Below are 21,092 nucleotides of genomic sequence, written 5' to 3'. Positions count from 1 at the left end.
CCTCTGAATTCACTGACAAAAGAACAGAATTGTTTCACGTGGAACTTTATCCCACTAAAATAAAATGGGTATAACAAAAAAACGGTTTAACTTGGTTTACACCAAATTAAACCGTTTTTCTTATTTTGTTTCATTTTCAAGACTATTATAAATATCATAATCCTTTTGCTTCTCTGTCAGCCAAGTGGTATATTCAGTCTGTAGTTTTTCATTTTTTAACGTCGCAGCAATTTCCGTTTTGCTATCCTTAAGATTAGCCTTTTTAGCTGCTTTTTTATCTGTTACTTTGATTATATGGTACCCATAACTCGTTTTGACTGGATCACTGATTTTTCCTTTTTCAAGGGAAAAAGCAACCTTTTCAAATTCCTCAGCCATTTCTCCTTTACCGAAAAAGCCGAGTTCCCCACCATTCTCTACACTGGCGGTATCTGTGGAGTATTCCTTAGCAAGGTTAGCAAACTTTTCCCCAGCCGCTAACTTCTTAGCTATATCTTTGGCTTCCGCTTTACTTTCTACAAGGATATGCGAAGCTTTTACTTGTTCTTCTTGAGCAAAGGAGTCTTTATTTTCTTTAAAGTAGGTACTTATTTCTTCATCTGTGATTTCAATACGCGGTTCAAGTAATTTGACTGTCTGCAGATATTTTACGATGTCTTTTTCAAGTGTACGCTTAGTCGCACCCGTAGACGCTAATTGCTGTTCAAAGGTCTCTTCATCACCATAAGATTCAATCAACGTTTTCATTTCTTTATCGATTTCCTTATCCGTTATCTTAATATCTTCCTTCTTTGCTTCCATATCAACAATTTTATCGGAAATCATGGTTTTTAATGAAGTTGCACCATATTGATTAACTAAGTTCTCATATAAATCGTCTTTCGATATCTCTTCCCCATCTATTGTAGCTACTGCTTTTCCTTTTGCACTGCTCGTATATGTGATTAACAAAAAGATAAGCGCTCCTACTACAAGTATACCTGCAATCCACAAATACGTACTGGGCTGTTTCCAACTGTTCTTCATTAATTTATTCACGTCCCTCTTTTCAATTAACCTAATCTTACTCCCTAATTATGAATAAACTATGAACAGGCAATGAAAGAACCATGAAGTAAGTTCACAAAAAAACGCCGTCCAAATTAAGGACGGCGTTTTTCTCATTTCGTATGCATTTTAAAGCGTAAGAATAACTCATTATAGTAAGCAAGATTTTTTTTGCCTAAATTCTCGTAAACCTCAAGTCTTTCTGTTAGATCTGGCGCAGGATAAAAGCGCTCATCGTTCACAATTTCTTTTGGCAAGTAGTTCAGTGCCTCTTTATTAGGTGTTGCATAGCTGACGTATTCAGTATTCTGAGCGGCAACTTCTGCCTCCAGCATAAAGTTAATAAATTGATGAGCTGCTTCGACATTTTTGGCTGTTTTCGGAATGACCATATTGTCAAACCATAAATTTGATCCCTCTTTTGGGACGACAAATTCGAGATCTTCGTTTTCTGCCATGATTTCGGAAGCTACCCCGGACCACACAAGACCGATGGATGCTTCTTCATTTTCTAGAAGCATTCTGCTTTCATCGCCCACAATAGCTTTTACATTGGGCATTAATGAGTCGAGTTTTTTCTTCGCTTCATTCAAATGATCATGATTCAAATCATTTAACGAATAGCCTAAGCTATTAAGTCCCATTCCCATTACTTCCCTTGCACCGTCAACTAGAAGGATTTCATTTTTTAAACGCGGATCCCATAGATCAGACCAGCTGTTAATCTCGATATCACCAAGCATTTTCGAGTTATAGACAATCCCGACGGTTCCCCAAAAATAAGGAATTGAATACTTATTTTTCGGGTCAAATGGAAGGTCCATAAATCGCTCATCAATATTTTTCAGATTCGACAGTTTCTCATGATCCAGCGGAAGGAGTAAATCATCCTGAATCATTTTATCAATCATGTATTCAGATGGAACAGCAACATCATAAGCCGTTCCTCCCTGCTCAATCTTAGTCATCATCGCTTCATTTGAATCAAAGGTTTCATAGACAACGGTAATGCCCGCTTCCTTTTCAAATTGCTCAATTAAATCTGAGTCTATATAGTCGCCCCAGTTATAAATAGTCAACTTGTTCTTGCTTGAATAGCCCTGAGACGAATTTAAGCTTGAAATCACAAATAAAAGCACGAGAGATACGATTAGAATAGGTACAAACGCTTGGAGAAGCTTCTTCATTTTTTGCCCCCCATTCCGCTTTTACTATATTGTTTTGTAATAAAGTAATAGCCAATAACCAGAAAGATCGTAGCAATAAAGATTAAAGTAGATAAAGCATTAATATTCAAGGAAACTCCACGACGAGCTAACGAATAAATTTCTACAGACAATGTTGAAAAGCCATTACCCGTAACAAAGAACGTCACGGCAAAATCATCTAACGAATAGGTTAATGCCATAAAAAATCCTGCGAAAATACCTGGAGTAATATACGGAAGGATAACCTTTGTCAGTACATTCCAGCGACTTGCCCCCAAATCATAAGCTGCATCTAGCAAACTTGGGCTCATTTCCATAAGTTTCGGCAGTACCATCAGGACTACAATCGGCACACTAAAAGCAATATGGGAAAGTAAAACTGAGTAGAAACCTAGCTTAACGCCAGCCATAGTGAATAAAATTAAAAAAGAAGCACCAATGATCACATCAGGACTGACGATTAACACACTGTTTAAAGAAAGCAGGGTGTTTTTGGACCGTCTCCCTTTAACTGATTTAATGGCTATGGCCCCTAACACTCCAATAATTGTAGAAATGAGTGCAGATAGCAAAGCAACAACTACGGTATTCAAAACAATAATCAGTAAGCGTGTATCAGAGAACAGCTCTCGATACCAATCAAGCGTAAAGCTCTCAAAACTGTACATCGTACCACCGCTGTTAAACGAATAAAATACTAAAAAGAAAATTGGTGCGTACAAGATGAGAAACACAAGGACAAGGAAAAATGCCGACAACGGAGTTAATTTCTTTTTCAACTTACATACCCCGCTTTCTGCTGCCAGTTAAGGCAACAAACACAAACATAATAATAATCAGGAAAACAGCAATGGTTGAACCCATTCCCCAATCTTGCGTAACGAGGAACTGCTGTTCAATGGCTGTTCCAAGCGTAATGACCCGATTACCTGATATCAACCTTGTCAGCATAAACAATGACAGCGCTGGGATAAAGACAACCTGACAGCCAGAACGAACGCCATCCAATGTTAAAGGGAAAATAACTCTGCGGAATGTAGTCCAAGCAGAGGCACCAAGATCGTTGGCGGCATCTAGTAACGTTGGACTCATTTCATCCAGTGCATTAAAGATGGGCAAAATCATGAATGGAATAAAGATATATACGGATACGAAAATAAAGCTGAAATCAGTAAACAAAATTTGCTTAGAGCCAATTCCGAGTACCTCAAGTAAGCTGTTCGCTGTCCCGTATGTACCAAAGATTCCAAGAAAGGCATAGGCTTTAAGTAAGAGGTTAATCCACGATGGAACAATAATTAAAAGCAGCCATAACTGCTTATGTTTTGTTTTAGTCAACAACAATGCAGTTGGATAAGAAATCAATAATGTAAATGCTGTAATTAAAAACGCATACCAAAAGGAGCTCAATGTCATTTTTAAATAAACAGGTGTGAAGAAGTTTATATAATTGGTAAGTGATAAGTTACCCTCTATATCAAAAAACGAATAATAAAGTACGAGAACAATAGGTGCAACAACGAAAATTAGAATCCAGAGGGCATAAGGGATGGCATAAAGATTGTGTGATAGTTTATTCTTCATGCTCGATACCATCTCCATAGGCTTCAAGTCGTTTATCGAATTCTTCTTCCGTTTCGCCAAAACGCATAACGTGAATCGCTTCTGAATCAAAGTACAATCCGATTTCGTCTCCTACCGTTGCTTTTTTAGTTGAATGAACAAGCCACTCGTTTCCATCTTTATCATAACTGCTGATCTCATAATGAACCCCTCGGAACAACTGAGAATCTACTCTAACTTGCAGCTTACCGCGTTCACGGGTAGAGATTTCAAGATCTTCTGGACGAATAACAATTTCCACCGGTTCATTAGGATTAAGACCCTGATCGACACAGTCAAATTGTTTTCCGACAAACTCGACAAGATGGTCAGCTACCATTTTACCTTTTACAATGTTTGATTCACCAATAAAATCAGCAACAAAACGATTAATTGGCTCATCATAAATATCCGTCGGCGTTCCGCTTTGCTGAATTTTACCGCGGTTAATGACAAAGATCTCATCTGACATGGCTAGTGCTTCTTCTTGGTCATGGGTTACAAATATAAAGGTAATACCAAGTCGCTGCTGTAATTCACGCAGTTCATACTGCATTTCGGTACGCAGCTTTAAATCAAGTGCCGATAGTGGTTCATCTAGAAGAATAACTTCAGGCTCATTAATGATCGCACGAGCGATAGCTACACGCTGACGCTGTCCGCCGGACATTTCACGAATCTCTCTATTTTCATATCCCTCAAGGTTTACAAATGCCAGCGCTTCATGTACTTTTTTGGCTACTTCATCTTTTTTCGTTTTTTTAATGCGCAGTCCAAACGCAACATTTTCAAAAACATTTAAGTGCGGAAACAAGGCGTAATCCTGAAAGACTGTATTAACTTGACGCTTATTCGCAGGCACATTATTAATCACATTTCCATTAAAATAGATCTCTCCCTGCGTAGCCTCAGTGAATCCGGCGATTAACCGCAGTATGGTTGTTTTTCCACAGCCTGATGGCCCAAGCAGTGTGTAGAATTTGCCGCGTTCAATTTCGAAGCTGACATCATTTAACACAGGTGAATCTTGATCGTACTGTTTTGTTACACCTTCAAATCGAATAATTACTTGGTCTGACATTGCGACCTCTCCCTTTTACAGTGTGAAACCTTCGCTTCCTCACTATTTAATGTTCCCAAATACCTTTCAAAGGTATGAATTTGTTACCACCAGCAATAATTCCGAAGGACCTTCATGATCGTTCACTATTTGATGCTCTTCTGAAGCATGAAAGTAGATAGACTCTCCTGCTTTTGCTTGATAAACATGTCTCCCCAGCCGAACTAGAATTCGTCCTTTTAACACAAATCCAAATGTTTCAGATAGTGAAGGTTCAAAGGTTTTATGCTCTCCCTTTTCCTTCAGTGTCAGTCGAATAGGCTCCATCTCTTTTTCATTAGATTCCGGAACGAGCCACTGAATTTGGTATCCGCGTTCTTCGTCTTGATAAAAGGTTTGCTCAGCCTCGTCATATACCACTTTTTGTTTTCGTTCTTCCTCATCGAAAAACTGTTTTGGTGTACAGCCAAGAACTTCTATTATTGTAAAAAAGGTTTCTATAGAAGGTGAACTGAGGTCCCGTTCAATTTGTGATATATATCCTTTACTTAAATCGGTGCGTTCACCTAATTCTTCTTGCGTTAGACCCTTTTTTAAACGTAAGTTTTTAATTTTTCGACCAATATTCATACTATTACCTTCATTCAGTTTAAGTATAGTAAACTTACGAGCAATAAAGTTCACTATTGGTAAACTTTAAGTTTAATTTTAACCAAGCTAATTATACAGGTTTTATGATAAACTGCAATATTTTTTTTAAGAAAGATTTTCTTCTATTTTTAATGAATTGCCCGGATTCAAAAACCCCTTTTCTTTCATCGAAAAGGGGGCCGCTTTACTCATAAGGTAGTTTTTGATAGGTATATGCGGGTTGAACCCGTTTATTATCATAGGATTTATGAAAAATATGTGTAGCTGCCGGTGAGACCGGCGGAATTAACCATGTCCAATCTCCTGTAACGTCTCTTACAGCTGATGCTTCTTGTTTCTCGAACAGCTTAAATTGCTGCGCTGCAGTATGATGATCGACGATACTAACTCCTGCCTCTTTATAGGAATATAATACGGCTTGATTTAATTCTACAAGGGCACGATCTTTCCATAGTGAGGCATTTTTTTGAATATCAAGTCCCATTCTCTTTCCTACAGCTGGAAGCATATTATAGCGGTCCTCATCTGCTAAATTACGAGCTCCAATCTCTGTTCCCATATACCAGCCGTTAAAAGGTGCAGCAGCATAAGAGATCCCCCCAATTTCCAGAGCCATGCTCGAAATAATCGGAACGGCATACCATTTCAAATGTAGTTCTTCAAACCAGTCAAATTTCGGATGACGCAATGGGACTTCAATGATTATGTCTTTTGGTAAATCAAAGAATTTCGGTGGATTACCACTCATTTCAATGACGAGTGGAAGCAGATCAAAAGAACCGCCCTCTCCTTTCCAGCCAAGCTTTTCGCATATTTTCGTAAAATGGATCGAATCTGGATCACCAATCGTACCTTCTTCCGTTTCATAACCAGCATAACGAATCAACTGATGATTCCAAATCCTTACCTGTTTTTCATTAAAAATTGAAATCACTGGTTTTATTCTACCTTGATTTGTTGCATAGCTAATATGCGTAAGAAGAGATTGCTTTACATCTTCCACGGTATTTAATTCTCTTTGGTCAAACACATGCAGGGATTCCCAAAACAATCGTCCTATACAGCGGTTGCTGTTACGCCAAGCCATTCTCGCACCATGATTCAATTCCTCAAAGGTATGCTTGTACTCACCCGTTTTTTCTATTAAAAGGCGAACTTCATCCATACGCCGCTTGGTTTCAGTTTCTGTTTTATTCATTTCTTTATAGCTTGTACGAATAAATAACTCCGCTTCATGAAGCAGCTCTTGCATGTTCTTTGCCTCCTTCGTGACTTAGCTGCACGACTGAACTCATTTTCTGTTTTCACTTCCTAATTTACCATATTCCAAACCCAGCCCCTAAAAACGTGCCTAACTAAACCTTCTGTAACGCACCAATCTTTTTTCTTGACCAAACGAGCACATAAGGAGTATTCTGTAAATTCGCTTACTTAAAGTAAGTGAAAGAGGAGGAAGTAAAATGAATATGCCTACAGATCAAACTTTATCAACCATTATTAAAGAACGTCACTCTGTAAGAAAATATGATCCATCTTATAAAATTCCAAAAGAAGAATTGGAAGAGATGTTGAATGAAGCCATGCTTGCCCCATCTTCAAGTAATCTACAGCCTTGGCGCTTCCTTGTTATTGATAATCAAGAAGTGAAAAAAGAGTTACGTCCAATTGCCAACAACCAAGAAGCCGTTGAAACATCCTCTGCTGTTATTGCCGTGCTGGGTGATACGGAAATGTATAAAAATGTTGATAAAATTTATAGCATGAATGTTGATGCTGGTTTCATGGATGAAGATACACGCGATCGTATTGTTCAAAATACGTTGAACTCATACCCCCTTGCTCCCAAAACAGCTTTAGAGAGTATTGCTTCCTTCGATGCTGGACTTATCTCCATGCAGCTAATGCTTATTGCCCGCTCAAGGGGCTATGATACCGTGACTATGGGTGGGTTTAATAAGCAGCAATTTAGCGAAAAATTCAAGGTAGAAGAACGTTATGTTCCGATTGTGTTGATTGCGATTGGCAAGTCAGCAGGACCCTCTTTTCAATCTTCTCGCCTGCCATTGAACGAAGTAGCTAAATTCATCTAACCACAAACACCCCTGTCTTATGCCTTATGCAGGGGTGTTGTTTTAGCTTGGTGTCCACATTCGTTTAATTCCAATCAAATCCTTTTCCTCAAAGGTCAACTGATATATATCCGGCATGTCAAGCTCTCTCCAAAAATGAAAATCATAACGCCGATCGTAGGCACTCATTATTAGGGTCATGATATTCCCGTGAGTACCAATTACAATCCTTTTTCCCTTATACTGTTCAAGTATGTGATGAATTCCCAGTATCCCCCTCTGCCTTGCGGTAAGGTTTGACTCACCACCACCCCAAAAAAATTCCTCGTCAGACCAGACCTTTCTAAGAGCATCTTCAAAGTTCTCCAACGGTTCTTCTGAAAGCTTTCTTTCCCGAAAAGCAGGCTGCAGGTCAATATCTTTGCTGATATGGCGGGCGATTCCCTCTACGGTTTGAATCGCTCGTTTATAGGGACTTGATACAACAAAATCAATCTGCTCCTTGTTCATTGTATCGCTGACCTTTCTTGCATCCTTTACCCCTTGTTCTGACAGAGGCCGATTCACTTCATCTAGGCTGTATACAGAATGGGCATGTCTAACTAAATAAATCGTCGTTACCATGAGAACCCCCCCGCACTTCTCTTAATCAATCGATTGATTAAAGTCCATATTGGCTTGATATAGAGCCACTTATGACCGTCTTGAATCCCTAATAAGCCGAATATTCCAAGCAAATAGTACTGACCCATTTTTTCTTAATCAATCGATTGATTAAATATAATTAAGCCTGTCCCATCAAGCTTCCGCCGCACGTTTATTTAATTAAATCATAAGAAATCATTGCGGGTTTTCCTGTACGCGGATCCGTTATAATCTCCGTATCAATATTAAAGACTTGTTTAAGTACCTCTGCATTCATCACTTGTTCAGCTGTTCCCTCTTTGATGATTTTCCCTTGTTTCAGAGCAACTAGATGGTCTGCAAACCGTGCAGCATGATTCAAATCGTGAATAACCATCACGATTGTTCGTCCCTCTTCTTCATTCAGCTTTTCTAATAATTTTAGTACCTCAAGCTGATGAGCAGGATCTAAATAGGTTGTCGGTTCATCAAGCATCAGTAAATTTGTTTCTTGAGCGATAGCCATTGCAATCCAAGCCCTTTGACGCTGTCCGCCTGACAGCGTATCAACAGGCTGGTGCTGAATGGAACTCAATCCTGTTACGCTGAGTGCCCAATCAATCATTTCACAATCGTGCGTCGTTAATCGTGAAAAACCAGACTGATAAGGGGTACGGCCATAAGAAATCAACTCATATATTGACAGTCCTTCAGGAGCATCAGGAGATTGTGGTAATATAGCCATTTTCTTAGCTATTTCTTTGGAAGGCGTTTTATGAATCAGTTTTCCGTCTAAATAAACTGCCCCGGAATGGCTTGGCTGAAGCCGGGCCATCGTTTTTAAAATAGTGGATTTCCCGCAGCCATTCGGACCAATAATCGCGGTAATCTCTCCGGGTGAAAACTTGAGATTCAGACGGTCGACGATTACTTCGTTATCATAAGCAATCGTTAACTCCTCGGCAAATAAGTTTGTCATTATGACTCTCCGATCTTATTTTGTTTTCAATAATAAATAGATAAAATAGGGTGTGCTGATAATAGAAACAACAATCCCCGCTGGAATCTCGATAGGTGCTAGTACATTTCTGCCAACCGTCTCAGCTGTCAGCAAAATAACCGCGCCGATCAATACAGCTGCTGGAATCAGTGTTAGATGCTTTGGACCTGTAAGTCTTCGTGCAATATGAGGAGCGATTAACCCTAAGAAAGCAATCCCTCCGCCTGCCGAAACACCAAGGCCTGCAAGGGCAACGGCAAGAATAAGTAAATAGAGACGTTCCCTGTTTGTCCGGATGCCAAGTCCATTGGCTACCTGAGTACCCAAATTTAATACGTTTAGAGTATGCGCCTTATAAAGGGCGTATGGTATGAGAATTAAAAACCAAGGCAATAAAGCATAAACATATGTCCATTGGTTCGCCCATAAATCGCCTGATAACCAAACCATTGCTTTCGTGAAATCAAGCGGATCTAGTCTTAATTGCAGTGCAACCAATATGGCGCTTAACCCTGCGTTAATTCCTACTCCAACCAATACCAATCGAATCGATTGAAAGCCGCCCTTCCATGCGATTGCCACGATCAGACCTGCTGTCAGCAAGGCACCTAAGAATGCAAATAGTGGCAAAATAAAAGTATGAGACAATGATAGACTGCCCGTTGATGTTTTAAAAAAGGAAATATATAAGACTACTGCAAGACCTGCTCCTGAATTGATACCTAAGATCCCAGGGTCTGCTAACTCATTACGGGTAATGCCCTGCAAAATGGTTCCAGAAACCGCCATAAACGCACCAACGAGTACGGCTAAGATCACTGTAGGCATACGAAGATCAAATAAGACCAGCTTTTGTTTAGGCGTGCCATTTCCTAGAAACGTTTGTAAGACTTCTCCTGGTGAGATAGAAATAATGCCAAAGTTTAAACTTGCGAGTACCGCTAGTATGAGAAGAACGACTAGCAGTGACATCTTCCAGATAATATGTTTAGGCACCCGATTCATGATGATCGACTCCCTTCGTTTCTTACTAAGGATAAGAAAAATGGGACACCAATTGCCGCAGTTACGATGCCTACCGTCGTTTCATAGGGAGGATTAATTAATCGAGCACCAACGTCCGCTGTAACAAGCAGTACACTACCGAGTAAAGCAGATACAGGAAGGAGCAATCGATAGTCCGAGCCAACCAGCATCCGGCTGATATGTGGAACAACTAGTCCAATAAAACCAATCGCTCCAGAAACAGCCACTGAACTTCCGGTTAATAACAGCACGGCTAGAACGCCAAGGATCCTTACAATATGGAGATTAATTCCGAGTCCTTTCGTAACATCTACTCCGAGTCCAAGCAAAGTAAGCGACTTTGCAAGTAAGGTGACAATGACTACGCCAACCACTCCGGCTGCACTTAGTATTTTCAATGAACTCCAGGTGATATAGGCAAGCCCGCCTGCATACCAGAAACTCATATCCTTGGCTACATTAAAATAGAGTCCTAGGCTTGATGTAAGCGAACTAAGAAACATACCAATTGCTATTCCGGCTAAAGCTAGTTTAACAGGAGTAATCCCACCCTTTGCACGAGCGGTGAGCGAGAAAATAAACAGCACAGTTAATCCCGCTCCTGCCATTGCAGCAGCTGTAGTCCCTGCTAGTGAAAGCTTTGGAAAAAAAACGAGCGTGAGGACCAGAGCAAACGCGGCACCATGTGACACGCCTAGTAAAGACGGCTCTGCCAGCGGGTTTCGGGTTAAAGCTTGCATAATTGCCCCTGATAAAGCAAGAAATGCACCAATCAGAGCTGCCCCTAGGGCTCGTGGAAAGCGAATATCCATCACAATTTGATGAGCTGTTATATCTGGATTATAAGTAAAAATGGCTTGAATGATTGTTTCGATTTGAAAAGTTTTAGTACCAAGCCTTAGGGATAAAGCCATTGCTGCGATTAAACCAATCATACCAAGTAATAATATCCACAGAGTTCTGTTTGTTTTACTACTCGGTCTTACATTTGTTTTGCCTGTAATTTTCAAAGTTCTTCAACCTTCCTGCCATTCGTTAAAAAAATGAGAACGATTATCAATAAAACTAGTATAAAAGGAACTGACAGATGTTGCAATGAACTAGAGAACAGATCCTTTATTAGGAAAATTTAGCTAGTCCTATTGACATATTAATTGATAATGATTATCATTTAGGTAAAGGTTACTAATAAGGAGGAATTATTTTGACTAAAAAGCATTCATATAAAGCTCTAATGGGCGCGTTTCTGTGTCTATTATTACTTTTAACAGCTTGTGGTAAGGACAACGAACAATCAGAAAAGAAATCAGAAAGTGAACCAAAAAAAGAAATTACACTGACTGATGCAATGGGTGAGGTAAAAATCCCTGCAGATCCAAAGCGTATTCTTGCTTCTAATCTTGAGGATTCATTAGTTGCATTAGATGTAACACCTGCCGCGCAATGGGCAATAGGAACAGCTGTACATGACTATTTACAGCCATATTTGAAGGATGTCCCGACCATCGAATGGAATATGCCGCTTGAACAAACCATTAATGCGGACCCTGAGTTAATTATCTTTAGCTCCCCTTCAGCGATTGAAGAAGGAAAATATGAAGAATATAAAAAGGTTGCCCCTACTTATGTGTTTAAAGATGAAGATGCTGCAGACTGGCGCAAGCAGCTGCAAATAATGGGACAAATCGTTGATAAAGAAGATAAAGCTAAAGAAGTTCTTGCAGATTATGATAAAAAAGCTGAGCAAGCAGCAAGTGAACTTAAAACATCTATCGGTGATGAATCTGCTGCTGTCATTTGGGTCATTGCTAAACAATACTATTTATTAGAAAACAACCGCTACGCTGGAAATGTGCTTTATGATGATCTTGGTATTACTCAGCCGAAGATGATTCAAGACCTTCCTGCTGCTGGAGCAAGCTGGAATCCAATCGCTTTAGAAGCACTGGCTGAACTTGATGCTGACCATATCTTCCTAGCTAGTCTTCCAGGTGAAGATGGACTTCAAGCATTAAAGGACAGCTCAGTATGGAAAGGTCTTCCTGCTGTAAAAAATAACCAAGTTTATGATATGGAAGATCCAAGCAACTGGACGATTAACGGAAAAATTGCTAGTGATGTGACCATTGATAACGTTCTTGAAGCCTTAAAATAAGAATCCGCCGACTAAAGGCCGCATTGCTCAATGAGTAATGCGGCCTTTGTTTATCCTAATTGATCAATAATTATTTCTGCTGTCTTCTTCCCATTGGCAATACAATCAGGAATACCTACTCCGTAATACGAACAGCCTGCAAGTAAGATACCAGGAAACGCTTGATCCAATCTCTGTTCAAGTTTCTCGACAAACTGATGATGTTTTAGCGAATAATTCGGCATATTATCATGCCACTTTGTTACTTGGCTCGAAACAGGCTCTGATGTAATCCCAAGACTTCGTTCAATATCTGAGAGCGCAACCTTCACTAATTCCTGCTCACTTAGGTCCTTTAACTCCTCATAGGCAGGATTGGAACTTTTATAAAAAAGTCTGACTAACAACATATTGTTTTCAGAGGTATGAGACCATTTCCGGCTTGTCCACGTACAGGCATTACATGTGAGCTCACTTTCTTCAGAGGTAATATAACCTGTACCATCCGCTGGAAGTAAAGAATCAGGAATCGTAAAGCCCATATAGATGCTAATAAGAGAGCTTGCTTTCAGCTGTCCAAACTCTTTAGAAAGTTCTTCATCTTGCAGCAATTTGTGCGCCGTTGTATGGGGCGTACTAAGAATGAGATAATCGGTTTCAATGTCTTCCTTACCATTTAAAGAAATTCGGTACCGGCCGTCTTTTTTACTAATTTTTTCTGCTTTCGTATTCTTCCATACTTCTGCAAACTCTAGGTTTTCTTCTAGCTTATGGATGATCGTTGCCAGGCCGTTCTTAAAGGATAGGAATTTTTTATCTCCAGATCCTTGAGCCTGCTTTCGATTTTCTTCAATTCCCCTGATAATACTGCCATATTCATTTTTATAATCAAGGAGGTAAGGCAGCGTTGACGCGATCGTTAAGTCGTGCAGCTTACCAGAATACACACCAGAAAGAACCGGGGCAATTTGTTTTTCAACTAGTTCCTTGCCAAGAAAGGCTTCAAGGAACTCGCCGATTGAATCGTCCTTCGTGAAAGAATCATTTACTAGATAGAAGTCTTTAAGCGCCTCTACCTTTGCTTCAGCAGAAACTAATTCACTTTTCGCCAGTGATTCTAGACTAGATGGTATCCCAAATACAGCATCGGCAGGAATTTGTTTCAGCACTCCATCTGCATGGATAAACGATGTGCCTGTAGCATTATAGACGACTTCTTTTTCTAAATTTAATTCTGAAAGAAAAGGAGCTACATTTTGTTTACGCGCAACAATTGAATCTGCTCCTGCTTCCATAATAAATTCACCATTTTTGATGGTTTTAATTTTTCCACCTAACTGTTCGTCCGCTTCTATTAACACTAATTTCATATCAAGGTTTTTTTCTTTTACAGCTTTATCTAAGTAATACATGGCAGTTAACCCAGTAATACCTCCGCCAATAACAACAACTGTTTTCACTCATGCCACCTCATCTATTCTATTACACAATATATAAATTGTACCATAATGATTCGTCTTAATGAATTGAGCGTAGTACTAATCCGCCCATGTTATCCACGTGTTAACAAAACCGACAAATTCATCACAACGAACATTTTTAGGTAATTTTTTCCTTAAAAAAAGAGGTTTTTCTCTCTACATGTCTAATCCTAAGATATATCATCCTATAAGCGAGGAGGCGATTCGGCATGGACGATCAATTAGAGTACATCGGAAAAAAAATACAAGAGAAAAGCGCAGAATTAGCATGGAGAACATTTGAGTTTTCTAAAACAGATCATGTCTACAGCCTGAACTATACACGGTCAGAGAGCATTCATTCGATGCAGACAAGAACGTTTTACCTCCTTGGCAGCTATTTAGCATCATGTGATCAAGACACGAAGAAAACCTTACTCAGCTTTGTCGACATTTTTTCCCAGAAAGCTATTATCCGACTGTCCACTCTTGATCAAGTAATGCGCTTCGTTTATCTCTCTAGGACCATTATTTTTGATTTTCTAGAAGAAGAATTAAAACAAGGTCTCATTCAAACGGATACCGTCTTCCAAACCATGAAAATTATCGACCCTATCTGTCTAAGTATTTCCAACACTCTTATCATTCATTATAACGATAAACTTTCGTCTACCAAGTTTGCTCTTGATGAATCAAATGAAGATTTAAGAATTACGCTTAAAGAGTTGACTGAATTAAAAAATGCGTTAAACGAGGCAACTATTTTTTCCATTTGTGATTCATATCATCGGTTTACTTATGTAAATGATAAATTTTGCAATGCCTCTCAGTATTCAAAAGAAGAGCTACTTGGGCAGCCTCACTCAATATTAGATTCCGCATTCCATCCCCCCTTTTTTTTCGAGCAAATGGATAAAACACTTTTAAATGGACACGTTTGGAAGGGTGAAGTATTAAAGAAAGCCAAAAATGGGGGTCACTATTGGGTGGATACGACCATCGTTCCGCTGCTAGACCAAACAGGCACACCCTATCAGTTCATTTCCATCCAATACGATATTACCGAAAAAAAACGCGCGGAAGAAATGTTACAAAAGACGGAAAAACTTTCGATGGTTGGTGAGCTGGCTGCAGGTATCGCTCATGAAATCCGCAATCCTCTAACCACAATAAAAGGATTTGTCCAATTGATGGGAGAATCGAAACAAGAAGATTATTTTACTGAAACCATATTGGGTGAAATTGAACGGATCAATTTTATTGTTAATGAATTTATGGTGTTTGCTAAACCGCATGATGTCGTCTTCAGCGAATGTAATCTGAGTATATTGCTGCAAGATTTAATTAGTTTTCTCAAACCAGAGGCTCTTTTAAAAAATGTAACGATTTCTCAACACTTGCCAGAAGAACATGTCACCATTTCTGGAGAGAAACATCAGCTTAAACAAGTCTTTTTAAATCTCATTAAAAATGCCATTGAAGCTTTACCAAACGGCGGAAATGTAACTGTGACCATGGAAACGACAATGGAAGAAGTGATCATTTCTATTATCGACAATGGCATTGGCCTTTCATCAGAACAGCTCCAAAGAATAGGAGAACCCTTTTTCACAACAAAAGCCAGCGGAAATGGGCTTGGGCTCATGGTCAGCTACAAAATAATTCAAAACCACTCAGGATCCATTACCGTTAAAAGTGAACCTAACAAAGGTACTACCTTTAGTGTTAGATTTTTACGAGCCTACTCTCAACTTGCTGAATAAAAAAGGAGCGAAAGTGGAAATGATCGATTTATTTAAGGATTTGTCAACCACCTGCCTTTCTGATGCAATGGAAGGAATGAACAATTTAGATTCAGCGATTAAACCCTTAAAGACTACCTATCGCTTTGCAGGCAGAGCAGTTACGATAAAAATACCTGTGGGTGATAATCTCTCTGTATTAGAAGGAATCCGTAAAGCTCAACATGGTGATGTATTAATAATTGATGCCAAAGGGGATACTTACCGAGCAATAGCCGGTGATTTTGTGATTGGCATGATGCAAACCAAGGGAATTGCGGCCCTTGTAGTGGATGGAGCGATTCGTGATGTAATACCGGTTAAAGCACTTGACTTCCCGGTATTCTGTAAAGGGACCACAGTGGCAGCTGGCGGTAAAGCAGGAGTTGGGGAAGTCAATATTCCCATTTCCTGCGGTGGAACCGCAGTATGCCCTGGAGACATTATTGTCGGGGATGCTGATGGCGTAGTGGTCATCCCACAAGCACTAAGTGAAGTGATCCTGAAGAAGGCGCTTAAAAAACAAAAAAGTGACAAAATCCGTGAAGAAAAAGTTGCTGGGAACCTTGAAGAAATCAATAAATACTTAGACAATATGCTTCAGAATAATCTGCGTGGTCTTCCAACTAAAGAGTAAAGAAAAAAAACATGCTAAAGGATTGCTGCTCTAGCACGTTTTTTATGATTCGTATGTTTTTTCTTCAATTAGAAATGCTTCTCGCAGGTTAATTTGCTGCCGAATTTTTTGAGCCAGTTCTCGCGTAAGTTGACCTTGCTCGTACATGGCCTGTACCTCATCCCGTTCAGCTTGAAATGCCTTATAATGCAGCTCTTTTTCAAGCTTCAGTAATTTATCATTTGAACTTTTCAACATGTTCTCTCGGTTAAGCTTCGAAATCAATCTGCGATATTCTCTGATCACTAATAATGAAGGACCTCTGTTTGCTGGAGTTATATCAGCTTTAATCGCAGTAATTGCTGCCTTCGCCGTTTGTATCTTTAAATTCCGTACGGCTACAACTGTTTGAATCGAAAGCTTAACCTTTTTTACATTTTCCGGTGAGATGGATTTAAGCATCTTAAATGATGTTCGTTTCATAAAGACAACAGAGGTCATCAATCGGTATTTCATTTTATTGGTAACAGCTACTTCCATCCGATGGATAAGCTGTTGACCGATATAGGCCGTTTCACGATCTACCTTTTCTTCTTTGAGTAGTTCATTAATGCACCGATTTTCCGCTATTAAGGCTTTGAAACGAATCTTTTCTTCCATATATTGATTATTTGCTGTATCCTCTGGGCGTTCAGGCACTTTTAGTCTTTCAATTAACTGCGTATATTTAGCTATAACTGCTTGCGATGCTGTTCGGTTTTCCTCATTCAGCTCCGCTTCAATACTTTGAATGGCGGCTTCCTTCACATGAATGATTGCCTTTCTTTCAAGCTCTTCTTTATCTTCTTTCACCGATGGTGCTTCAGATTTAGATAGAATCGGCAAGAAAATACTAGCTACAACCAGGGTCAGTAAGATGACCCCTGCAGCAATAAAGATAATTAATGAACGTTCTGGAAAAGGACTGCCATCGTTTAAAACGTAAGGGATAGAAAAAGAACCAGCTAACGTAACCGCTCCTCTTACCCCTGATACGGTTGTAATCAATGCTGTCCTTTGTTTAAGCTCAAACAATTCCATTTTTCTAAACTTTGAGCCAAACCACCACGATAGATTGAGCCAAATATACCGAAGGGCTAGAAGTGCTGCCGTAATAATCACAATGTACCAAATGACTTGAAAATTATTAAACTCCGGATTTGAGAAAATGGTTTTAGACACACTTGGGAATTGTAATCCCAACAAAACAAAGACTAGTCCATTTAAAATATAATTAAGAACGGACCAAGTACTTGTCGATACAATTTTGAGTTTCAATGTCGGTGATTCTTCTCGGTCTCTTTCTATTGCATGAACAATCCCAGCAGCCACAACGGCCAAAATACCAGAAACGCCAAAATGTTCAGCAATCAAAAAGATGATAAAGGGAGTTAATAATTGAATCAGCATATGCATGGTGACATCTTCCATCCCCCAACGCCTAATCAACATACGCAGCCTGATTATGACATACGAGAGAATAACACCAGCAATTATGCCGCCTACTGCAATAAGGACAAAACTCACCGTTGCTTGTCCTAACGAGAATACACCAGTTACAGTTGCCGCTACTGCAAATTTAAAAGCAACGAGCCCTGAAGCATCATTCATTAGCCCTTCTCCTTCAAGGAGGTGCTTAATGCCAGCAGGTAATTTTGACCGACTGGATATAGCACTAACTGCAACCACATCTGTTGGGGAGAGAATAGCTGCAAGTGCAAATGCCGCTGGCAGTGGAATAGATGGAATCAACCAGTTTATTAAGTAACCAATGACAAGAACCGTTACGAAAACCAGGCCAAGCGCAAGCAATAAAATGGGCTTTCGCAATTCCCAAAGAGCACTTCTTGGAACACTCTTCCCGTCATGGAATAATAAAGGCGCAATAAATAGAACGAGAAAAAGCTCTGTTTCCATAGGTACATGAAATCCCAGCGGCATTAAAGCCAATAATGCTCCTAATGCTATTTGAATTAAGGGTACTGGAATATACGGTATGAAATGATTAACCATATTAGATATTCCAATTAATAGTAACAAAACAAGGACAATAAGAAACATTTCCATACACGTAAGAACCTCCGATATAATTTACAAGGTTATCTATTAGGGTTCCATAATATCTTCATTCCCATTACATTTCTATTGCAATGGTCCTTAACACTCCCACGATAGTGATTCATGCGAGGGAGTTTACATCGATAATAATGGATTCTTTTCTCCCGTTTCCTTCTACTGTTTAAAAATTATCTTAAAAAAACATCTTGAGCATGCAGCTCAAGATGTTTTGACTCTTTATTCAGCAGTAACAGTTTCTTCAATACCTTTGAGTCTTTCTGCTACTTCTGCTTCGGACAAATTTTGTTCTTTGACATATAGGTTACGCGGGGTTACTCGACACTCATGTGTACAACCACGTAAGTACTTATGTTCACTTTCTTCTGTCGCAATAATTTGCTTATTACATTCTGGATTTGCACAATTTACATAGCGTTCACATGGTTCACCTGTAAAATAATCACGAGCAACAATCACATGCTCTTTACGATTAACCGGAACGGTAATACGCTCGTCAAACACGTAAAGCTGTCCATCCCAAAGCTCGCCTTGAACTTCAGGATCTTTTCCATAGGTAGCTATTCCGCCATGCAGCTGAGCTACATCTTCAAATCCTTCTTTAACAAGCCAGCCTGAAAACTTCTCACAACGAATACCGCCTGTACAATAAGTTAAGATTTTCTTGCCTTCAAGCATTTCTTTATTCTCACGAACCCACTCCGGAAGCTCACGGAAGGATTTAATATCCGGCTTGATTGAGTTACGGAAATGTCCCACTTCATATTCATAATCATTTCTAGCATCTAGAATAACTGTGTCTTCATCTTGCATTTTTTCATAAAATTCTTTCGGGCTTAAATAGCGGCCAGTTAGTTCGTTCGGATTAATATCATCTTCTAAACGAAGGGTAACAAGCTCATTACGTGGACGAACATGCATTTTCTTAAATGCATGATGGTCAGCCTCATCTATTTTGAATACCATTTCACTAAATTTTGGATCTTCATTCATCATTTTCATGTACATATCCGTTTGTTCAATGGTACCAGAAACAGTTCCATTAATTCCTTCAGCTGCTACAAGGATACGGCCTTTCAGCCCAATTTCCTTACAATACGCAAGATGCTTTTTGGCAAATACCTCAGGATTTTCAATTGGTACATACATATAGTACAGCAATACTCTGTACGGCTTACTTTCAGACATTCTTGTTACCACCTATCAAGTTATATTTGCAAGATATAGTATAGGGACGGTGATCCTGTTCTCTTACAGTGATTTATTATACCAAACTTCGAAGAGAAATAGCAGGGGTTTTTCTGTAAAATCCAATTACACTTAGGCAGGAGTCCTAATTATTTTAGTTTGGAACAATAACATTTAGATGCTGGTTAAGAATTTGAGCTTTAAAAGGGAGAGCAACACCTTCATCACCATCGATATTAACAGCTAGTTCTTCATCCGAACTAACTTCTAAGAAGGAAGTCTGAAAATATTCTACTTGGTCATGCTTTTTTAGTTCGCCCCAAAGCAGACTCGGGATAATTTTCATTATATTAGTCAGTGAGAGATCCTTAACAATGATTACATGGATCTTTCCATCATTTATCTGTGCATCTGGAGCTACAGCTTTGAATCCGCCTACTGAATTCGTTAAAGCCGCCACCATTAGATAGGCTTCTCCCTGCCATTTCCCCAAATCATGGTTTACTGTTAGCTTGAAAGGCGTCTCATTAACAAGTGCCTTTCCACCTTCTATTAAATAAGCTAGTGGTCCGAGAAGGGTTTTTTGTTTAATGCTCACATTATAAGTTGCTTCAGCAACTGCCCCCACTGCTAAAACATTCATGAAAAACTGGTTGTTTATTTTTCCGATATCAGCTGCCTTCGTACGTTGAGATGACACCACGCGAGTCGCTTCTTCTGGATTAAGAGGAATAGAAAGTGCTCTGGCAAAATCATTGACAGTCCCGAGCGGAATAAGCCCAAACACGGGACGGTGACACTGTTCAGCCAATCCGTTTATGGTTTCACTGACCGTCCCATCTCCCCCCATAGATATAACAGCATCATACTGTTGTTCACACGCATCTTGAGCAAAAGCAATAGCATCACCTGCTTGTTTTGTTTCCCGTACATACACTTCATCGTAGACTTCTTTCAGATTAGAAATCGCCCCTGGCAGAAGGTCTCTTGCTTTTTCCTTACCAGCAGACGGATTACAGATTATCATTGCTTTTGTCATCTATATCCTCCAAAGATTTCCGGCATTTTTTCCTATTAGAAAGATACCTCAGTTTCCATTGTGCTAAACCCACGCTTATTAGTTAAAAATATACTCATTTTCCCAGAAATATTGATTAAGTCAGCCAAAAATGTAAATATTGTTTAAATAAGAAGGTTATTATCCTGACAACAGAAAGGTGCTACCTATGGAATTTATCTTAATTTTCGCCATCGCCACCATACCTTTAATCTGCGGCTTAATCATATTTTTTAAAGATAATAATAGCCTAACCAGGTCAGTCGCTTATTTTCTATTTTTATTATTTCTTTGGCAGGGCGATATTGCTTTTTTATATGCTGGAAACTTCCTAAACGAATCTACCATTGAAACCATTTTTCGTATACTTCGTTTAGGACCGATTATGATTATGCCAATGATGCACTATTTTTCAAGCTATTTATATAAGCATGTCATTGATAAAAATTTTAGG

Annotated in this window: 20 protein-coding genes; 5 read left to right on the top strand and 15 right to left on the bottom strand. The window is 39.3% G+C overall.

Features of this window, described 5'->3' with window-relative positions:
- Positions 1 to 120: 120 nt before the first annotated feature.
- From AC52RT_RS10485 to AC52RT_RS10455, 7 genes are all read right to left on the bottom strand, one after another.
- Positions 121 to 1,026, bottom strand: a complete 906-nt coding sequence (locus tag AC52RT_RS10485) for a peptidylprolyl isomerase (RefSeq protein WP_495540696.1) — start codon at positions 1,024 to 1,026, stop codon at positions 121 to 123.
- Between the two features lie 134 nt (positions 1,027 to 1,160).
- Complete coding sequence (locus AC52RT_RS10480; protein WP_495540695.1) at positions 1,161 to 2,234, bottom strand: ABC transporter substrate-binding protein; 1,074 nt, start codon at positions 2,232 to 2,234, stop codon at positions 1,161 to 1,163.
- Positions 2,231 to 3,034, bottom strand: coding sequence for an ABC transporter permease (locus AC52RT_RS10475; RefSeq protein WP_495540694.1), 804 nt, complete (start codon positions 3,032 to 3,034; stop codon positions 2,231 to 2,233). Before AC52RT_RS10475 ends, AC52RT_RS10480 begins: the two co-directional genes overlap by 4 nt.
- A 1-nt stretch (position 3,035) precedes the next feature.
- Positions 3,036 to 3,839 (bottom strand): ABC transporter permease, encoded by an 804-nt coding sequence (locus tag AC52RT_RS10470; protein WP_495540693.1) that lies wholly within the window; start codon positions 3,837 to 3,839, stop codon positions 3,036 to 3,038.
- Positions 3,829 to 4,938, bottom strand: a complete 1,110-nt coding sequence (locus AC52RT_RS10465; protein ID WP_495540692.1) for an ABC transporter ATP-binding protein — start codon at positions 4,936 to 4,938, stop codon at positions 3,829 to 3,831. Before AC52RT_RS10465 ends, AC52RT_RS10470 begins: the two co-directional genes overlap by 11 nt.
- A gap of 66 nt (positions 4,939 to 5,004) precedes the next feature.
- Positions 5,005 to 5,547: a helix-turn-helix domain-containing protein gene (locus AC52RT_RS10460; RefSeq protein ID WP_495540691.1), complete on the bottom strand. Its 543-nt coding sequence runs from the start codon at positions 5,545 to 5,547 to the stop codon at positions 5,005 to 5,007.
- A 205-nt stretch (positions 5,548 to 5,752) separates the two neighbouring features.
- Positions 5,753 to 6,820 (bottom strand): nitric oxide synthase oxygenase, encoded by a 1,068-nt coding sequence (locus AC52RT_RS10455; RefSeq protein ID WP_495540690.1) that lies wholly within the window; start codon positions 6,818 to 6,820, stop codon positions 5,753 to 5,755.
- A gap of 208 nt (positions 6,821 to 7,028) precedes the next feature.
- On the opposite strand from AC52RT_RS10455, the gene AC52RT_RS10450 reads away from it, so the two are divergent.
- Positions 7,029 to 7,658, top strand: coding sequence for a nitroreductase family protein (locus AC52RT_RS10450; RefSeq protein ID WP_495540689.1), 630 nt, complete (start codon positions 7,029 to 7,031; stop codon positions 7,656 to 7,658).
- 42 nt (positions 7,659 to 7,700) lie between these two features.
- Here the strand turns inward: AC52RT_RS10450 and AC52RT_RS10445 are convergent, their stop codons facing one another.
- The 4 genes from AC52RT_RS10445 to AC52RT_RS10430 all read right to left on the bottom strand — a co-directional run bounded on the left by AC52RT_RS10445 (position 7,701) and on the right by AC52RT_RS10430 (position 11,222).
- Positions 7,701 to 8,261, bottom strand: coding sequence for a histidine phosphatase family protein (locus AC52RT_RS10445; protein WP_495540688.1), 561 nt, complete (start codon positions 8,259 to 8,261; stop codon positions 7,701 to 7,703).
- 193 nt (positions 8,262 to 8,454) lie between these two features.
- On the bottom strand, positions 8,455 to 9,240 hold the full coding sequence (locus tag AC52RT_RS10440; RefSeq protein WP_495540687.1) for an ABC transporter ATP-binding protein: 786 nt from the start codon (positions 9,238 to 9,240) through the stop codon (positions 8,455 to 8,457).
- Between the two features lie 15 nt (positions 9,241 to 9,255).
- A complete protein-coding gene (locus tag AC52RT_RS10435; protein ID WP_495540686.1) occupies positions 9,256 to 10,266 on the bottom strand; it encodes a FecCD family ABC transporter permease in 1,011 nt (336 codons plus the stop codon).
- The gene (locus tag AC52RT_RS10430) at positions 10,263 to 11,222 is read right to left on the bottom strand and encodes a FecCD family ABC transporter permease (protein ID WP_495540685.1); all 960 of its coding nucleotides are present in this window, start codon (positions 11,220 to 11,222) and stop codon (positions 10,263 to 10,265) included. Before AC52RT_RS10430 ends, AC52RT_RS10435 begins: the two co-directional genes overlap by 4 nt.
- A 269-nt stretch (positions 11,223 to 11,491) precedes the next feature.
- On the opposite strand from AC52RT_RS10430, the gene AC52RT_RS10425 reads away from it, so the two are divergent.
- Positions 11,492 to 12,442 carry an ABC transporter substrate-binding protein gene (locus AC52RT_RS10425; RefSeq protein WP_495540684.1) on the top strand — a complete coding sequence of 317 codons (951 nt, stop codon included), beginning with the start codon at positions 11,492 to 11,494 and terminating at the stop codon, positions 12,440 to 12,442.
- 50 nt (positions 12,443 to 12,492) lie between these two features.
- On the opposite strand, the gene AC52RT_RS10420 is transcribed toward AC52RT_RS10425, so the two are convergent.
- The gene (locus AC52RT_RS10420) at positions 12,493 to 13,881 is read right to left on the bottom strand and encodes a protoporphyrinogen oxidase (RefSeq protein WP_495540683.1); all 1,389 of its coding nucleotides are present in this window, start codon (positions 13,879 to 13,881) and stop codon (positions 12,493 to 12,495) included.
- Between the two features lie 230 nt (positions 13,882 to 14,111).
- On the opposite strand from AC52RT_RS10420, the gene AC52RT_RS10415 reads away from it, so the two are divergent.
- Both AC52RT_RS10415 and AC52RT_RS10410 read left to right on the top strand, forming a co-directional pair.
- Positions 14,112 to 15,644 (top strand): ATP-binding protein, encoded by a 1,533-nt coding sequence (locus AC52RT_RS10415; RefSeq protein WP_495540682.1) that lies wholly within the window; start codon positions 14,112 to 14,114, stop codon positions 15,642 to 15,644.
- Between the two features lie 19 nt (positions 15,645 to 15,663).
- Positions 15,664 to 16,299, top strand: a complete 636-nt coding sequence (locus AC52RT_RS10410; protein WP_495540697.1) for an RraA family protein — start codon at positions 15,664 to 15,666, stop codon at positions 16,297 to 16,299.
- Positions 16,300 to 16,341: 42 nt separating this feature from the next.
- Here the strand turns inward: AC52RT_RS10410 and AC52RT_RS10405 are convergent, their stop codons facing one another.
- The 3 genes from AC52RT_RS10405 to AC52RT_RS10395 all read right to left on the bottom strand — a co-directional run bounded on the left by AC52RT_RS10405 (position 16,342) and on the right by AC52RT_RS10395 (position 20,620).
- Complete coding sequence (locus AC52RT_RS10405) at positions 16,342 to 18,384, bottom strand: Na+/H+ antiporter (RefSeq protein WP_495540681.1); 2,043 nt, start codon at positions 18,382 to 18,384, stop codon at positions 16,342 to 16,344.
- Positions 18,385 to 18,612: 228 nt separating this feature from the next.
- Entirely contained in the window at positions 18,613 to 19,581 is a 969-nt protein-coding gene (gene trhO, locus AC52RT_RS10400) for an oxygen-dependent tRNA uridine(34) hydroxylase TrhO (protein WP_495540680.1), read from the bottom strand.
- Positions 19,582 to 19,735: 154 nt separating this feature from the next.
- Entirely contained in the window at positions 19,736 to 20,620 is an 885-nt protein-coding gene (locus AC52RT_RS10395) for a diacylglycerol/lipid kinase family protein (RefSeq protein WP_495540679.1), read from the bottom strand.
- A 187-nt stretch (positions 20,621 to 20,807) separates the two neighbouring features.
- Between AC52RT_RS10395 and AC52RT_RS10390 the strand changes: the two genes are divergently transcribed.
- On the top strand, positions 20,808 to 21,092 hold a 285-nt coding region (locus AC52RT_RS10390), incomplete at its 3' end, for a hypothetical protein (RefSeq protein WP_495540678.1).

Source organism: Peribacillus sp., assembly GCF_059453735.1.
The sequence above is the reverse complement of the archived record's forward strand: the minus strand, read 5'-3'. Positions and strand labels throughout refer to the sequence as shown.

Coding starts and splice junctions, on each gene's coding strand:
- AC52RT_RS10410 (WP_495540697.1), top strand. CDS start 15,664: ATGATCGATTTATTTAAGGATTTGTCAACCACCTGCCTTTCTGATGCA.
- AC52RT_RS10395 (WP_495540679.1), bottom strand. CDS start 20,620: ATGACAAAAGCAATGATAATCTGTAATCCGTCTGCTGGTAAGGAAAAA.
- AC52RT_RS10435 (WP_495540686.1), bottom strand. CDS start 10,266: ATGAATCGGGTGCCTAAACATATTATCTGGAAGATGTCACTGCTAGTC.
- AC52RT_RS10405 (WP_495540681.1), bottom strand. CDS start 18,384: ATGGAAATGTTTCTTATTGTCCTTGTTTTGTTACTATTAATTGGAATA.
- AC52RT_RS10470 (WP_495540693.1), bottom strand. CDS start 3,839: ATGAAGAATAAACTATCACACAATCTTTATGCCATCCCTTATGCCCTC.
- AC52RT_RS10440 (WP_495540687.1), bottom strand. CDS start 9,240: ATGACAAACTTATTTGCCGAGGAGTTAACGATTGCTTATGATAACGAA.
- AC52RT_RS10480 (WP_495540695.1), bottom strand. CDS start 2,234: ATGAAGAAGCTTCTCCAAGCGTTTGTACCTATTCTAATCGTATCTCTC.
- AC52RT_RS10465 (WP_495540692.1), bottom strand. CDS start 4,938: ATGTCAGACCAAGTAATTATTCGATTTGAAGGTGTAACAAAACAGTAC.
- AC52RT_RS10445 (WP_495540688.1), bottom strand. CDS start 8,261: ATGGTAACGACGATTTATTTAGTTAGACATGCCCATTCTGTATACAGC.
- AC52RT_RS10450 (WP_495540689.1), top strand. CDS start 7,029: ATGAATATGCCTACAGATCAAACTTTATCAACCATTATTAAAGAACGT.
- AC52RT_RS10460 (WP_495540691.1), bottom strand. CDS start 5,547: ATGAATATTGGTCGAAAAATTAAAAACTTACGTTTAAAAAAGGGTCTA.
- trhO (WP_495540680.1), bottom strand. CDS start 19,581: ATGTCTGAAAGTAAGCCGTACAGAGTATTGCTGTACTATATGTATGTA.
- AC52RT_RS10485 (WP_495540696.1), bottom strand. CDS start 1,026: ATGAAGAACAGTTGGAAACAGCCCAGTACGTATTTGTGGATTGCAGGT.
- AC52RT_RS10415 (WP_495540682.1), top strand. CDS start 14,112: ATGGACGATCAATTAGAGTACATCGGAAAAAAAATACAAGAGAAAAGC.
- AC52RT_RS10455 (WP_495540690.1), bottom strand. CDS start 6,820: ATGCAAGAGCTGCTTCATGAAGCGGAGTTATTTATTCGTACAAGCTAT.
- AC52RT_RS10430 (WP_495540685.1), bottom strand. CDS start 11,222: ATGATTGGTTTAATCGCAGCAATGGCTTTATCCCTAAGGCTTGGTACT.